Source organism: Pseudodesulfovibrio pelocollis, from assembly GCF_030282845.1.
In the GTDB taxonomy this organism is placed as follows: Bacteria; Desulfobacterota; Desulfovibrionia; order Desulfovibrionales; family Desulfovibrionaceae; genus Pseudodesulfovibrio; species Pseudodesulfovibrio pelocollis.
This window is the reverse complement of record NZ_JASTWE010000020.1, coordinates 18,525-33,413: the sequence shown is the minus strand read 5'-3', so window position 1 is coordinate 33,413 and position 14,889 is coordinate 18,525. Positions and strand designations below refer to the sequence as shown.

Sequence of the window (14,889 nt, the reverse complement as noted above, 5' to 3'; positions counted from 1 at the left end):
TCAGAACAGCCCGATGCGTTCCAGGGCGAGATAGAGTTCGCGGCTGATCCAGGCGTCGGTGGCGGCGTAGTTGATCTGCTGGGGGGTCAGGTGATCCTTGGCCCAGTTGGAACACTGGGCGGACTTGGAGATGCGGAATCCAAGGAGGTTGGCGGCCATGTTGCGCAGCCCGTGGGTCTGCATGTTGGCCGCAGTGGTGATTTCCGAAAGATCAATGAATCCCTTGGGCTCGAAGTCGGCCATCTTCTGTAGGCCCAGGATGTCGTCGCGCACGGCCACGCCGGTCTTGAGCACCCGCTTGTCCTCCATCAGATCGCACAATCCGTTGCACATGGGGAGCAGGTTGATCTGGAATACATACACGCAGGAGGCCGTGGCCAGCTGGATGAGGGCGGGCGGGCCGGGCCGTTTTCCCTTCTTGAAGACCGGGCGCGTTTCGGTGTCAAAGCCGAGCAGGGTCTCGCCTTCCATCTCCCTGAGGGCCTGGGTGCGCTGCTTTTCGGTGCGCACGACAGCCACCGGCCCCTCGTAGCGGCGCAGGGGCAAGGTGTTGATGTCGTCCTTGGTGAAGGGCCTCAGATATTGGTCGGGTATGGCGGGGGCCTTGGTCATGAGTTTTCGATTGTGTTGCGGAGCGTGGCCCCATGAAAAACGTCGGATGGTTCAATATTTCGCCGCGTCCGTCAAGTCCATAGTGAAGGAACGGGCGACGAAAGGCGGCCCGATGCCGGGGTGGCGTCGGGCCGATGTCTAGTTCGTGTATTTGAAGCGTTCAAGGCAGGGCTGCCTGTTGGAGCGCCACCAGTAGTTGCCGTCGCAGTAGTCCCGCATCTCCCCCCCTCTGCTGCCGACCAGGTTGATGTTGTTGTCGAACTGCTCGAAGGCCGCGCCCTCGATGGTGTCCGCCACCTGGGCCAGGGCTGGCGCGCCCGAGTCCAGCGCGTCGAGCTGGCGGCGCACCTCGGCCGAGAGGATGGGCTGGGTGGGGCTGGTCTTGAGATAGCGGGTCAGGAGATCGACGGTGGCCGCCCTGTCTCCAAGCCGGGCTGCGGCCAGAGCCGCATAGAGCGGAGCTTCCCAGACCCGGTTCTCCTTGTCCATGACCTTGCGCATGGGCGCGGCCACCTCGGCGTGGCGGCCCGCGTAATAGAGGGACATGCCCGCCATGGTCAGGTTGGAGGCGAACATGGTGGTGCGGCTTGGCGGATCTTCGGCCAGACCCGCGCCAAAGGCGTCGGCCGCCTTGGCAAAGTGCTGGCTGGCCTGATCGAAGCGACGGAAGGTGTATGCCAGCCAGGCCCGCTCGAAATTCTTCTGGCCCGTGCGCACCGAGGTCCAGGCCGTGGCCTGCGCGGGCGCGAGGAGCGTGCCGACGAGCAGGGCGATGAGGAGGATTATCCGTGTTTTTTTCATGGCAGCCTCGTTGGTCAGAGCATGTAGGTCCGAGCGATACGGAATATATCATCATACGGCAGCTTGTCGCGGATTGCCAGGGCCATTTCCAGGGCCATGTCCATCTTGCGGCCGGTGTGGACGATGGTTTGGTCGCGGATGCCTTCCAGATGATGGGCCAGGAAATCGGCCTCGAAGTTGTCGATGGCCAGGGATACGCCCTCGGAGAAGAAGCGCGAGCCCATGTGCGGCAGAAAGCGATCCAGGCTCTGCCGCCCCTCGCGTCGGGCGAACATGACGTAGAAGAGCAGCTTGACCAGCAGCCTGTCCGCCTTGAGCTTGTGATCCACCGAGAGCAGGATGGACAGGTCCACTCCTTTGGGCCGGATGGCGTCGAACATGGCCGTGGCCATCTCAAAGGCCGTGTCCTCGCGCATAAGCGGCACGGCGAACTTGGAATCCATGCGTACCAGCGTGATGCGGGGATTCTCGCCCGAGGCGATGGCGAAGACGGCCAGACGCATCAGGTCGATCTTGCGGCCGTAGTCCTCCAGGAGCAGCTCGCGCTTGACCGCTGTCAGCCGCCGGATCATGTCCGGGGGCAGGGAGGAGAAGGCCGTTTCGAGCAGGTGCAGGATGTAGGGTTCGTCGGTGTTGGCGATCTCCTCGTCGATGATGGCCCGGCCCTTTCTGGCGTCCATGATCTTCTTGATGGAGAGCCAATAGGCGGCCAGTCCTTCGAGGGGCATCTCCAGAATGTCGAGTTCCTGCGTCGTTTCCATGTCCCTTCCGTCCCGGGGTTGACGTGCGTTCCAAAAAGGCACACCGTGTTCGGCAAACGTCAGCATACCAGAATCCCACGAGAAAACAAAGGCGGCGTGTCGCGCCTGGAGCGATGTTCATGCTCAGTTATCCGCAGTTTGATCCGATCATGATCTCCATAGGCCCGCTGGCGCTGCGCTGGTACGGCATGATGTACGTCTTCGGCGTGGGCTCGGGCTGGCTCCTGGGCCGCTGGCGGGCGGCGAGCCCTGCCAATCGCTTCACCCCGGCCATGGTGGACGACTTCATCACCTGGGCCATCCTGGGCGTGGTGGCTGGCGGCCGCCTGGGCTACGTGTTCTTCTACAATGCGGAATACTACCTGGCTCATCCGCTCAAGATCTTCGCGGTGTGGGAGGGGGGCATGTCGTTTCACGGCGGGGCGCTGGGCGTGGTGGCGGTGTGCCTGCTCTTTGCCAGGGCCAAGGGACTTGGCGCGCGCGAAGTGGGCGACTTCATCACTCCGCTGGTGCCGCCCGGGCTTTTCTTCGGGCGCATCGGCAACTTCATCAACGCCGAATTGTGGGGACGGCCCACGGACCTGCCCTGGGGCATGCCCTTTCCGGGCGCGGGCAGCGCGCCGCGCCATCCCTCGCAGCTCTACGAGGCCGGGCTTGAGGGGCTGCTCCTGTTCGCCATCCTCTGGTGGTATTCGGCCCGACCGCGTCCGGCCGGATGCGTGAGCGGCCTGTTCCTGCTCGGCTACGGCGTCTTCCGCTTCGCGGTGGAGTTTGCCCGCGAGCCGGACGCCCATCTCGGCTTTGTGGCCTTACAGTGGATGTCCATGGGGCAGATTCTGTGCCTGCCCATGATCGCCCTTGGCGGCGGCCTGATCTGGTGGGGCTACGCCAAGGAGAGAGCGGGCGGCGCGGTCTAGCTACCAACCGTGATGGGTTGGCGTGGCTGACCGACGCCGGGGTCAGTCAGGGGAGCGGGGTGCCGGACACGGTCTCGCGGCTGACGGGCATGCGCCACAGGGCGGTGTCCACTTCGATGACGAAGAGCTTGTCCCAGTGCTTGCCGGTGACGAAGAGCCTGCCTGATTCCGGGTCGTAGGCGATTCCGTTGGCCGAGCCCGATTCCGGCGCGATGCGCTCCCGAAGCGGCGTCAGGTCGATCCAGGCCGCGACCTGCCCGGACTGGGGGTCGATGATCGCCAGCCGGTCGGATTTCCATACATTGGCCAGAATCATCCCACCCACGCATTCCAGTTCGTTGAGCAGGCGCACGGGCTCGTCGCCGTCGCGCACGGTCAGGGTGCCTGTCCTGGCGAAATCGCCGGGACGGTGGAAGCGTAGCGTGTCCGTGCCCGCGCTGAGGATGAAGCGCGTGCCGTCGTGGGCCAGCCCCCAGCCTTCTGTGGTCTCGCCGTCTGCCCGGTAGGCGAAGCTGGCCAGCAGCTCCAGGGACTGCGCATCGAAGATGAAACCCGTGCCCGAGAGCCAGGTGAGCATGTACAGCTTGTTGTCGTGCAGGGCGATGCCCTCGGCGAAGTAGCGCCCCTCGATGTGCCGGGTGAGCAGGCGGCGGCCGGTCTCGGGCTCGGAGATGGTCAGGTAGGATTGGCCGAAGCCGCCGGATGACTCCAGCAGCAGGCCCTGGCTGTAGATCAGCCCCTGGGTGGAGGTCTGCGGATCGTGGGGGAACTCGGCCACCACCCGGCATTCCAGCACCATGGCCCGGGCCGAGGCCGTGGCCGCGAGTCCGGGCGCGATCAGGGCGCACAGGGCCAAGGCAAAGGCGAGTCGAAGCGGGTGCATTTCGCGATTCTCCAGGCAGACGACAGGACGGGGAGAACCATCGGAGGATGGTCCTCCCCGCCATTGGGGGAAGGTCGCAGGAAACCGGGTTGGGGTCAAGGGGAGGGTGACCCCGGTCTCCGACCTTACGGGTTCTCCCTGACGGCGTGCAGTCCGCCAAGGGAAAATTGCACCACATGCCCGATGAAGTCCTCCATGCTCGTCTGGACCGCTGGCCGCTGCGGCGTGAGCCGGTCGAGGATGGGCTGGGTGAGCAGGTGGTCGAGCATCAGCGCCCAGATGTTGGAGCAGGAGAAGGCCATGATCCGCTCCGGGGTGTTTGGACCGAGGATGGCGGCCACGATGTCGCGCAGTTCGTCGGCCCGGGGCTGCACCTGGCGCTGGACGATGAAGTCGAGGTTGGCGCTGGGCTTGGCCATCTCGCGCAGGAATATGGCCCAGCGCTGGGCGACCAGGCCGTTGCCGCGCTCGTATATCTCCCGGGCCAGCGCCGCCAGAAAGGCGCGCAGCCTGTCTGCGGGCGAGTCGCTCCGGTTGGTGACGAAATCATACTCGTCCTTGGGAAAGACCTCACGGAGCACGGCCACATACAGGGCGTCCTTGCCGCCGAAGTGGTAGTTGACCGCCGCGACATTGGCCCGGGCGCGCCCGCATATGTCGCGCACCGTGGCCGCGTCAAAGCCCTTGTCCGCAAAAACCTCAATGGCGGCGGCGAGCAGGGCGTCTTTTGTGTTGACGTCAGGTTTCTCGTTCATGATGATACGGGCGGCGACTCCGGTGTATGCGATTCAAACATTTGTTTGAATATATACCCTTATTCCCGGGGCGAAAGTCAAGCGTTATTTCCGTCCGGCGCGCCGGGCGAAGGAGATAGATCGCGTGGAAGTCATCCTGGCCCGCACGGCGGGGTTCTGCATGGGGGTGGATCTGGCCCTGCGGCGGCTCGACAAGCTCGTGGCAGCGGCCGAAGGGCGGCCCATTCACATACTCGGGCCCATCATCCACAATCCCCAGGTACTCGCCAAATACGCCGAGCAGGGCGTGCGCATCGCCGCTGTGCCCGCCGAGATACCGGACGGTGCCTACGCGGTCATCCGCGCCCACGGCATCACTCGCGAGGCGGAGCAGGAACTTCGGGCGCGCAACGTGATCATCAAGGACGCAACCTGCCCCAGGGTGAAGAAGGCCCAGTTGCTCATCGCCCGCCATACGGCCGGGGGCGAGGTGCTGCTGCTCTATGGTGAGGCCGATCATCCCGAGGTCCGGGGGCTCGTCAGCTACGCGGGCAACGGCCATCACGTCTTCGGCTCCGGGGAGGAACTGGCCCGGCTGCCGCTGCTGCCCGGCACCCCCTACGTGCTGGCGGCCCAAACCACCCAGGATCGCGCCGCCTTCGAGGCCATGGCGGCGGGCATGGAGGGTGATCCGGCCCTTGAGGTTGTCGTGCTGCACACCATCTGCGACGCCACGAGACTGCGCCAGACCGAGACCAGCCAGCTCGCCGGTCAGGTGGATTTCATGGTGGTGGTCGGCGGGCTCAACAGCGGCAACACGCGGCGGCTGGCCCAGGTGGCCATCGAGCGCGGCACGCCGAGCGTCCATGTGGAGACAGCGGCCGATCTCGACCTTGCATCTCTGCGCGGCCATGGCCGCATCGGGGTGACAGCCGGGGCGTCCACCCCGAGGGCACTCATTGATGAGGTACTGCGGGCCCTTGAGTGCATGGAGCGCCCGGCCGGGGCGCGTGAGAAGGGGCCAGGCGGTCCCGACGGTGTGCCGGAAGCTGACCCTGGCCCCTGACAGGATGCCCGCCGTGGCCTTGGTTGGGATTGCCGATGCTGCGCAGCCGGTGGTGTGGAGGGTTCTCGGCGGCGAAGCGGCGGCGTTTGCGTGTTCTTGCGGTCTGGCTCGCGACGGACGGCACCTGGGGGATTGGTGCGTCGGGAATGCCTGCATTCTGTCCTTGCCCTGATCATACCCCATGGCGCGGGCGCTGGTATTATTATTTCGCGCAGCAGCGTCGGTGGGAAGATTTCCCTGTCAGGGCCGCTGTGTCGGAACAGGGGCAAAAGGCCCGGGGTTGCCGGGCGGGCCGGGAGTGATTATTTGGAATAACCGCGCCCCAGCGCTAAACACCACCAAGCCAGGAGGGTCCATGGACATCAGCAAGGCCATAGCACAACTCAAGCGCGAACCCGGATTCTCGGACAACGTGGGCATGATCCTCGTGCATAACGGCGTGGTGCGCGCCTGGTCGCGCAAGGATCGCGCCGAGGTGACGGCCATCGAGGTGACTCCTGACCTGGAGCGGATCGAGGCCATCCGGCGCGAGATCGAGGCCCGCGAGGGCATCTTCAGGGCCGTGGCCCACGCCAACAGCGGGCTGATGCAGCCCGGCGACGATGTGCTCTTCCTCATCGTGGCGGGCGACATCCGCGAAAACGTCAAGGCCGCCCTGGCCGACTTCCTCGACAGGGTCAAGGCCGAGGCCGTGACCAAACGCGAGGTCTTCGCCGCCGGGATGCCCGATGCGTAGCCTTCTGGAGGACGGACACGGCCGCAAGGCCAACTACATGCGCATCAGCGTCACGGACCGCTGCAATCTGCGCTGTACCTACTGCGCCGGGGAGGGGCGGGAGTTCATCCCCCATCCAGACATCCTGCGCTACGAGGAGATTCTGGACCTGATGGACATGGCCGCCCGGCTGGGGGTGGTCAAGTTCCGCTTCACCGGCGGCGAACCCTTTGTGCGCAAGGGGTTCGCCGACTTCATGATCGCCGCAGCCGCCCGCTTTCCGGGCGTGGACATGTGCGTGACCAGCAATGCCACGCTGATCGGCGAGCATGTGGACAGGCTGGCCGCCTCGGGCATCCGCCGCATCAACATCTCGCTCGACACTTTGGACCCGGAAAAATTCCGGCGCATCACCGGGGTCGATCATTTCCACACCGTGCGCGCCAGCATCGACCGTTGTCTGGAGGCGGGCATGGTCGTCAAGGTCAATGCCGTGGCCATGAAGGGGGTCAACGACGACGAGTTGCCCGCCTTTGTGGAGTTTGCGCGCACCCGGGACATTGACATGCGCTTCATCGAGTTCATGCCCGTGGGGCTGGAAACCGGCTGGAGCGACGCCAGTGTCTGGTCGGCCCGCGACATCCTGGCCCAGGCCTCGGCCCTGGCCGAGCTGGTGCCCACGTCACACAACGGAAGCGGCCCGGCCCGCACCTTCGACATCAAGGGCGGCCTGGGCCGCATCGGTCTCATCTCGCCCTACACCAACCACTTCTGCGACACCTGCAACCGGCTGCGCCTGACCTCGGACGGCGATCTGCGCACCTGTCTCTTCTCCGACAAGGTGTACCGCCTGCGCCCGGTGCTGCGCCATCCGCGCCTGGGCATTCCCGCCGTGGAGCGCATCATCGCCCGGGCCAGCCGCCACAAGCCCATGGGCTACAAGCTCCTGGAGCGAATGGCCGGGCAGGGGGTCTGCAAGACCCGCATGGCCTCCATCGGCGGTTGATGCCTTCCTCCCCCACATTATTTCCATTATAATGGGCTTCCAAAGCGCAACGATCCGATTTATTCTATCGTTTCGTGTTTCGGAACCGTGCCGCAATGATGCCTTAACAGACTGAATTTGCAGGATACTGCCCACGTGCCGCATTCGTTGAGAAAAATCGGAATCAAATATCGCCTGATGGGGTATTTCTCCCTGTTCTTCGCCCTGTCCATGGCCGTGTTCGGCGGGGCGGTCTATTCGGTGATGCGCGCCACCCTGCTCGAAAACATCCACCGCGAGCTGGAAAGTTCCACCGAGGCGGTTCGGGCCATGGTTCAGACCGCCACCCAGGTCTCGGTGCGCAACAGGCTGCGAGCCATCGCCGAGGCCAACTGGAGCATCCTGGCCGGGCTTCAGGCCGAGGTCCGCGCCGGGAGCACCACCCTGGAGGAGGCCCAGGCCAAGGCGCGTTCCCTCATGCTCAGCCAGTCGGTCGGCGAGTCGGGGTACGTCTTTGTCATGGACAGCCAGGGTGTGGTGGTGGCCCATCCCAACGCCGCCCTCGTGGGCCGGGACTACGGAGGCGAGTGGATAGGCAAGGAGCAGACGCGACGGCTTCAGGGGTACATGGAGTATGAATGGGCCAACCCGGGCGAGGTGCGGGCCAGACCCAAGGCCATGCATATGGAGTTCTTCGAGCCGTGGGGCTGGATCGTGTCGGTCTCGGCCTACCGTAGCGAGTTCGCCGCCCTGGTCGAGGTGGAGGACTTTCGCGGCGGGGTCGAGACGATCCGGGCCGGGGATTCCGGCTATCCCCTCATCCTGAAGACCGACGGCACCATCGTCTACCATCCCTGGCTCACGGGAAACGTGACCAACATGGTCGATGCCTCGGGCCGCACCCTGTTTCAGGACATCCGGCGCATTGCCAACGGGGAGCTGACTTACTCCTGGCTCGATCCTGGTGCCAAGGAGCCCCGCGACAAGCTGATGCTTTTCCGCTCGCTGCCGGAGCTGGGCTGGATCGTGGTCTCGTCGAGTTACCTGGACGAGGTCTACGCCCCGCTGCGCACCCTGGGCAGCATCATTCTCACCGCCGTGCTCCTGACCCTGCTGATGGCCCTGCCCCTGGGCTACTTCTTGGGGCTTTCCATCTCTCGGCCCATCACCTCGCTCATGGATCGCATGCGCGACGCTGATGGCGGCGACACCTCGGTGCGCGCCGACGAAAACGCCCGGGGCGAACTGGGCGAGATGTCCAGGCATTTCAATCGCTACATGGCCCGGCTTGAGGACTTTCACGACGAACTGCGCGGCGAGATCGACGAGCGCATCCGGGCCGAGCGGCGGCTGCGGCTCTTCGAGAAGGTCTTCGAGAACGCCCTGGAGGGCATTTCCATCACCGACATCTCCGGGGTCATTCTGGCCGTCAACCCCGCCTTCACCACCATCACCGGATTCACGCCCGAGGAGGTCATCGGCAAGAATCCCCGGGTGCTCAAGTCGGACCGGCACGAACCGGATTTCTATAACGAAATGTGGCAGAGCCTCAAGGCCAGGGGGTCGTGGCAAGGCGAGATATGGAACCGCCGCAAGAACGGCGAGGCCTACCCCGAGATCCTGAGCATCAGCTCTATCCGCGACGACAACGGCCAGCCCGTCAATTACGTGGCCGTGTTCCACGACATTTCGGACCTCAAGCAGCGGGACATGCAGATCGAGCATCAGGCCTATCACGACTCGCTGACCGGCCTGCCCAACCGCATGCTGGTGCTCGACCGGCTGAAGATGGCCATCTCCCAGGCCGTGCGGGCCGGAACCAGGGTTGCCGTCTTTTTCATCGACCTCGACAATTTCAAGAAGGTCAACGACTCCCTGGGCCATGCCCGGGGCGACACCCTGCTCCAGGCCGTGGCCGAGCGGCTCGTGGCCATGCGCGGCACCGAGGACACGGTGGCCCGTCAGGGCGGTGACGAGTTCCTCGTGGTGGCCGCCAACATCCGCGAGGAGCGCGAGGTGGTGGCCCGGGCGGAGCGGTTGCTGCGCGTCTTTGACGAGCCCTTTGTCGTCGGCGGGCACGAAGTGTACGTCAGTACGAGCATCGGCGTGGCCCTGTACCCGGATGACGGCGACGATCCGGCCGTGCTGGTCAAGAACGCGGACATCGCCATGTCCCAGTCCAAGGCGAGAGGCCGCAACGGGTTCTTTCTCTTCACCGAGGAGATGAACGAGCGCATCTCACACCGCCTGCAACTGGAGAACGACATGCGCCGCGCCCTGAAGGAGCGCGAGTTCACGGTCTACTTCCAGCCCAAGGTGGACTTGGCCACGAGCATTGTCTCCGGGCTTGAGGCGCTGGTGCGCTGGGTCAAGCCCGACGGCACGGTGGTCAGCCCGGGCGACTTCATCCCCCTGGCCGAGGAGACAGGGCTGATCGTGCCCCTTGGCGAATTCGTGCTGGACGCATCCTGCAAGGCGATGCAGGTGCTCGACGGGATGGGCTGTTCGGCCCTGACCGTGGCGGTCAACCTCTCCCCCATCCAGTTCGGTCAGGATGATCTGGTGGAAATGATCATGGCCAACCTCGAACGCAACGGCCTGCCCGCCTCGCGCCTGGAGCTTGAGATCACCGAATCCACCCTGATGACCGACGTGGACTCCTCGGTGGCCAAGCTCGACCGGCTGGTGGAGCAGGGCATCTCCATCTCCATCGACGATTTCGGCACCGGGTATTCGTCGCTGTACTACCTCAAGACCTTTCCCATCAACGCCCTGAAGATCGACCACTCCTTTGTCCGCGACATCACCGAGGACGAGAGCGATGCCAAGATCGTGGAAACCGTGGTGCTCATGGCCCGGACCATGGGCATCGATGTGGTTGCCGAAGGGGTGGAGACCCGGGAGCAGCTCGACCTGCTCGCCTCCTTCGGCTGTGCCACGGTGCAGGGGTTCTACTACAGCAAGCCCCTGCCCCTTGAGGACGTGGTCAGGTTCCTCCTTGGCGAAGGCGGCGTCTGCTCGCTGCGGGGCTGATCAGCCGTCCGAGGTCCACCGCTCCCTGATGGCCAGGAACTCGTCGCGATGTTCGAGGAACAGGTCCGTCAGGGCCGGGTCGAACATGGTGCCCCGGTGCTCGCCGATGAAGGCGAGGATGTCGCTCACGGGCCACGCCCGCCTGTGGGGCCGGTCGCATCCCAGGGCGTCGAACACATCCACCAGCATGACGATGCGGCCGACCAGGTCGATGGTCTCGCCCTTGAGGCCCTGCGGGTATCCTAGGCCGTCCCACCGCTCATGATGTTGCAGGGCCACCATGGCGGCCAGCCGTATGACCGGGCTGCCCGAACCCTTGAGAATCTCGTACCCTATGGTCGGATGCTCCTTGACCATGCCCAATTCCGATTCCGAAAGCGGTCCGGCCTTGAGCAGCACCGCGTCGGGTACCCCAATCTTGCCCACGTCGTGCATGGTGGCCGCCAGCCGGAGGTTCTCCGCCTGATCGTCCCGCATGCCGACCTTGAGCGCCAGTAGCCGGGCGTATTCCGCCACCCTGCGCACATGGTTGGCCGTCTCGGCCGAACGGGTCTCCACTGCCTCGCCCAGGCTGAAGAGCAGTTCGCGCTGGGTGTCGCCCATGGCTGTGTTCTGGTCGATGTTGTCGAAGGCGGCCGATATGTTGGCCGAGAAAATCTCGATGAGGGACCTGTCCTCCTCGGTGATGGGCCGGGTGCCTTGCAGATATATGACGTTCTCCGAGCCGCTGGCGGTGCGGAAGTAGCCGACGAAGGCGTCGTCGTGGAAGAAGCTGCGCTTGATGGCGGCGGCGCGCTCGATGCAGGCGATGACGTTCCGGTCCCCGGTCTCGGCCACGGCGCGGCCCCTGGCCGCCTCGAACTTGCCGGTGGAGGCGATGACTCGGAACTGGCCGTCGCGCTTGGCCGCGGCCACGCCCGAGGCCCGGGCCATGAGGGTGTCGTCGCCCTGGCACACGGTGGCTGCCAGCTGGGTGAGCACCCCCGAGGCGAACTCGCCCAGGGATTGCGCGCGAAAGAGATCGGGCGAGGCCGACAGGATGCGGGCCAGTCCCTTGCGGCTGCACTCGATGGAGCGCATGTCGCGATAGCTGCGGATGGCCGTGGTGATGGCGGTGTAGAGCTTCTGGGATGTCAGCTCGGCCTTTTCCTTGTAGTCGTTGATGTCGTACCTGAAGATCACCTCCTGCTCGGGAGCCTCACCCGGCTGTCCGGTTCGCAGGATGATGCGCACCAGCTTGTTCTTCAGTTCGTTGCGGACCCAGTCGGCCAGTTCCAGCCCGGCCTGCGGGGTCTCCATGACCACGTCGAGGAGCATGGCCGCGATGTCCGTGTGCTCTTCGAGCAGCCGCTTGGCCTCGGCCGCCGAGTAGGCCGAGAGGATGGTCAGCCCGAGGCCCTCGAACCGGTATCCCTTGAGGACCATGGCCGTGACCCGGTGCACGAAGTCATCGTCGTCCACCACGAGCAGCTTCCAGTTCCTGCTGGTGTCCGTGGCCTGATCCTTTTCCTCTTCTGCGGCGAAGCGCAGTTCGTCGCGCTCAGTGTCGGTCATGCTTCCCTCTCCGGGTTTTCCGTGCCTGTGACGTGTTCTCTGGGGATGGAGATGGTGTAGGTGGTGCCCTCTCCCGGTCCGGTGGACAGACGGATGGCGCCGTCAAGCACCTGGTTGACGATATTGAAGACGATGTGCAGTCCGAGCCCCGTGCCGCCGCTGCCGCGCCGGGTGGTGACAAAGGGCTCGAAGACCCTGTCGCGGATTGATTCGGCAATGCCTGCGCCGTCGTCGGAAAAGGTGAAGACGATATTTTCGCCCTCGACCCGGCCGTCGATGAGGATATGGCCCGTCTCGCCCGGGGCGTAGGCGTGGGTCAGCGAGTTGGTCAGCAGGTTGGCGATGATCTGCACAAAGGCGCCGGGATAGCTGTACAGTTCCACATCCTGGCAGAGGTTTTCCACCGTGTGGCCGGTGTGGCGGTACTGAGGCCCGAGGCTCAAGAGTATCTCATCCACGTAGCCGCGCAGGTTGAACAGGCGCGGCATCTCAGACGACTGGTCGGCTGCCACCTGCTTGAAGCTGCTGATCAGCCCGGCCGCGCGGCCAAGATTGGCCTCAATGCTGGCCGAGGAGTCCCGGGCATCGGCCAGGAATTGTTCCAGGTCCGATTTCCTGAGGGTGCCTGCGGCAAAGGCCTCGTCCAACTCGACGATCCTGTCGGTCAAAAAGGAACTGGCCGTGACCCCGATGCCCAGCGGAGTGTTGATCTCGTGGGCCACTCCGGCCACCAGACCGCCCAGGGCGGCCAGTTTTTCCGAGAGAATCAGTTCCTCCTGCGTCCGGCTCAGTTCCTCCAGCGAGCGTTCCAGTTCGGCCTTGGCCTGTTCCACATTGCGGGTACGCTCGGCCACGCGTTCTTCCAATTGTTCGTTGAGGCGGCGCAGTTCGGCCTCGGTGCGTTTGAGCAGCGTGATGTCGCGGCCTTCGGGGACCAGGAAGATGACGGTGCCGTCTTCGCCGCGCACCGGCTTGAGGGAGAAGTCCATGATCATGGGTTCTCCATCGGAGCGCACGGCTGTGGCCTCGCGCCGGACCACCTCGCCCCGGGCGGCCCGGAGAACGGCGTCCTTGATCCAGGTCAGGGTGTCGGGGCCGGTCTCGAACCAGTGGGCCAGCCAGAAAGGTTTGCCCACCATCTCTTCGCGCTTTCTCCCCAGTTGCTCAAGGGAGCTGTCGTTGACATGGATCACCGTGCCGTCCGGGGCGAGGATGGCCGTGAACTGGAAGGTCTGGTTGAAGATGGCCCGAAACCGCTCCCCGCTCTTGCGCAGCGCCTCCTCGCCCAGCTTGCGCTGGGTGATGTCCACGGCCAGTCCGAGCACGGCAGGCTCGCCGGTATCGGCCGAGAGATAGGGCAGCCGGGTGGTCTGGAGCCAGTGGAGGGTGCCGTCGTGGTGGCGGAAGGGCTCTTCGAGGGTGAGGATGGGGTGGCCTGAGTCAAAGACCATCCTGTCGTCCGCCAGCCTGCGCCGGGCCTGTTCAAGGTCGGAATGCATTTCGGATTCCAGGGTGCCGGTCAGGTTGTCCACTGTGCTGCCCAGGGCATCGGCCATGGCCCTGTTGGCGAGCAGGAACCGCCCCTCGCGGTCCTTGGCGTAGACCATGTTGGGCACCAGGTCGATGACTTGGCGCAGGCTCTCGCGGTTGCGTTCGAGCTGGCTGGTCCTGGCCCGGATGCTGCGGTGCTGGCTGCGGGCCACCAGGGCCAGCAGCAGGAAGGCCGCGGCGACCAGGGTCGCACCGCCGATCAGGTAGGGGCGGCCCTGGTTCATCCAGCCAAGTTTGCGCTGATCCGTGGGGGTGTGGAAGAAATCGTCCAGGGGCCGAACCCGGTCGATGAGTCCGGCGGCGCGGCATTCCTCGGCCATGCGCTCCCATCTGGACCGGCTCATGGTGCCGATGTCCACCAACTGCGGCAGAATGAGTTCGCGCATGACGTCGGCCTCGTGGCGCAACGCCTCAAGGCTCCTTCCCGGCGCGTAATGCTCGCGGATGAGGGCGATGATCTCCTCGGGATGGTCCATGGCGTATGTCCAGCCCCGCAGGCTCGCCCGTAGGAATCCATCCACCAGCTGCGGTTCGCTCCCGGCCAGTCGGCGCGAGGTGATCAGGCAGTCGCCATAGAAATCCACCCCGTGGTCCGCCGGATTCATGACCCTGGCGGCCACGCCCGCCTCGGCCAGGGCGCGGGGCTGGCAGGTCAGGTAGGCGGACACGGCGTCGGTCTCGCCGTGGATGAGGTCGTCGAGATTGCCGGTGAGCTGCTGGACGATGATGTCGGACTCGTCGATGCCGTGGCGGGCGAGCATGACCCGGATGGAGGGCGGTGGCGTGGGCGGGAGCATGACGCGCCGCCCGGCGAGATCGGAGGGGTCGAGGACGTCATTGGCCGCGCCAAGGTCGGCGCGAAGCAGCAGCACGTTGGCCGCGCGCTGAAATACGGCGGCCAGGACCACCACCGAAGCGCCCTGCTGATGATGGATCAGGGCCTCGGCCGAACTGACGCCGAAGTCCGCGCGACCGGCCACCACCTCGGCCTCGACGGTGATTCCTGGCCGATGTTCCCTGAAGCGCACGGCCAGTCCCTCGTCGCGATAAAAGCCCTTGTCCAGGGCGGCGTAATATCCGGCAAACTGGAACTGGTGGGACCACTTGAGCTGGAGGGTGACCGGGCGCGGTCCGGCCCAGGCCGGGGCTGCCGCGATGCTGGCCAGGGCGGCCATGAGCACCGCCAGGGAGGTGGCCCGGACCAGCCACGCGCTCCCCAATGGAAGGAACCCGGGGGATGGTGCGGCGGCATGGTCCAAGGAGCGTTTCATGGCTTT

Annotated in this window: 11 protein-coding genes and 1 pseudogene; 5 read left to right on the top strand and 7 right to left on the bottom strand. The window is 65.1% G+C overall.

The annotated features are described in order from the left end of the window. The 3 genes from QQS14_RS08670 to QQS14_RS08660 form a co-directional block, all read right to left on the bottom strand. Window positions 1-612, bottom strand: a complete 612-nt coding sequence (locus QQS14_RS08670) for a 3'-5' exonuclease (RefSeq protein WP_285906586.1) — start codon at window positions 610-612, stop codon at window positions 1-3. A 138-nt stretch (window positions 613-750) separates the two neighbouring features. Then, window positions 751-1,413, bottom strand: coding sequence for a hypothetical protein (locus QQS14_RS08665; RefSeq protein WP_285906585.1), 663 nt, complete (start codon window positions 1,411-1,413; stop codon window positions 751-753). A gap of 14 nt (window positions 1,414-1,427) precedes the next feature. Continuing rightward, window positions 1,428-2,174 (bottom strand): hypothetical protein, encoded by a 747-nt coding sequence (locus QQS14_RS08660; RefSeq protein ID WP_285906584.1) that lies wholly within the window; start codon window positions 2,172-2,174, stop codon window positions 1,428-1,430. 119 nt (window positions 2,175-2,293) lie between these two features. Here QQS14_RS08660 and lgt point away from each other — a divergent pair, with 119 nt between their 5' ends. After that, complete coding sequence (gene lgt / locus QQS14_RS08655) at window positions 2,294-3,091, top strand: prolipoprotein diacylglyceryl transferase (protein WP_285906583.1); 798 nt, start codon at window positions 2,294-2,296, stop codon at window positions 3,089-3,091. Between the two features lie 46 nt (window positions 3,092-3,137). Here lgt and QQS14_RS08650 read toward each other — a convergent pair whose 3' ends face one another. Both QQS14_RS08650 and QQS14_RS08645 read right to left on the bottom strand, forming a co-directional pair. Beyond that, entirely contained in the window at window positions 3,138-3,974 is an 837-nt protein-coding gene (locus QQS14_RS08650) for a glutaminyl-peptide cyclotransferase (RefSeq protein WP_285906582.1), read from the bottom strand. A 125-nt stretch (window positions 3,975-4,099) separates the two neighbouring features. Then, the gene (locus QQS14_RS08645; RefSeq protein WP_285906581.1) at window positions 4,100-4,729 is read right to left on the bottom strand and encodes a TetR/AcrR family transcriptional regulator; all 630 of its coding nucleotides are present in this window, start codon (window positions 4,727-4,729) and stop codon (window positions 4,100-4,102) included. A gap of 124 nt (window positions 4,730-4,853) precedes the next feature. Here QQS14_RS08645 and ispH point away from each other — a divergent pair. The 4 genes and pseudogenes from ispH to QQS14_RS08625 all read left to right on the top strand — a co-directional run. Further along, a pseudogene (gene ispH / locus QQS14_RS08640) lies at window positions 4,854-5,699 on the top strand (4-hydroxy-3-methylbut-2-enyl diphosphate reductase); the annotation flags it as partial. 430 nt (window positions 5,700-6,129) lie between these two features. Further along, window positions 6,130-6,510, top strand: a complete 381-nt coding sequence (locus QQS14_RS08635; protein WP_285906580.1) for a molybdenum cofactor biosynthesis protein MoaE — start codon at window positions 6,130-6,132, stop codon at window positions 6,508-6,510. Then, on the top strand, window positions 6,503-7,495 hold the full coding sequence (moaA, locus tag QQS14_RS08630) for a GTP 3',8-cyclase MoaA (RefSeq protein WP_285906579.1): 993 nt from the start codon (window positions 6,503-6,505) through the stop codon (window positions 7,493-7,495). The genes QQS14_RS08635 and moaA overlap by 8 nt, the downstream gene beginning before the upstream one ends. A gap of 135 nt (window positions 7,496-7,630) precedes the next feature. Next, window positions 7,631-10,507, top strand: a complete 2,877-nt coding sequence (locus QQS14_RS08625; protein WP_285906578.1) for a bifunctional diguanylate cyclase/phosphodiesterase — start codon at window positions 7,631-7,633, stop codon at window positions 10,505-10,507. Here QQS14_RS08625 and QQS14_RS08620 read toward each other — a convergent pair whose 3' ends face one another. Beyond that, complete coding sequence (locus tag QQS14_RS08620) at window positions 10,508-12,061, bottom strand: response regulator (RefSeq protein WP_285906577.1); 1,554 nt, start codon at window positions 12,059-12,061, stop codon at window positions 10,508-10,510. After that, complete coding sequence (locus QQS14_RS08615; protein WP_285906576.1) at window positions 12,058-14,883, bottom strand: ABC transporter substrate-binding protein; 2,826 nt, start codon at window positions 14,881-14,883, stop codon at window positions 12,058-12,060. Before QQS14_RS08615 ends, QQS14_RS08620 begins: the two co-directional genes overlap by 4 nt. Window positions 14,884-14,889 lie beyond the last annotated feature (6 nt).

Coding starts and splice junctions, on each gene's coding strand:
- QQS14_RS08670 (WP_285906586.1), bottom strand. CDS start 612: ATGACCAAGGCCCCCGCCATACCCGACCAATATCTGAGGCCCTTCACC.
- QQS14_RS08665 (WP_285906585.1), bottom strand. CDS start 1,413: ATGAAAAAAACACGGATAATCCTCCTCATCGCCCTGCTCGTCGGCACG.
- QQS14_RS08660 (WP_285906584.1), bottom strand. CDS start 2,174: ATGGAAACGACGCAGGAACTCGACATTCTGGAGATGCCCCTCGAAGGA.
- lgt (WP_285906583.1), top strand. CDS start 2,294: ATGCTCAGTTATCCGCAGTTTGATCCGATCATGATCTCCATAGGCCCG.
- QQS14_RS08650 (WP_285906582.1), bottom strand. CDS start 3,974: ATGCACCCGCTTCGACTCGCCTTTGCCTTGGCCCTGTGCGCCCTGATC.
- QQS14_RS08645 (WP_285906581.1), bottom strand. CDS start 4,729: ATGAACGAGAAACCTGACGTCAACACAAAAGACGCCCTGCTCGCCGCC.
- QQS14_RS08635 (WP_285906580.1), top strand. CDS start 6,130: ATGGACATCAGCAAGGCCATAGCACAACTCAAGCGCGAACCCGGATTC.
- moaA (WP_285906579.1), top strand. CDS start 6,503: ATGCGTAGCCTTCTGGAGGACGGACACGGCCGCAAGGCCAACTACATG.
- QQS14_RS08620 (WP_285906577.1), bottom strand. CDS start 12,061: ATGACCGACACTGAGCGCGACGAACTGCGCTTCGCCGCAGAAGAGGAA.
- QQS14_RS08615 (WP_285906576.1), bottom strand. CDS start 14,883: ATGAAACGCTCCTTGGACCATGCCGCCGCACCATCCCCCGGGTTCCTT.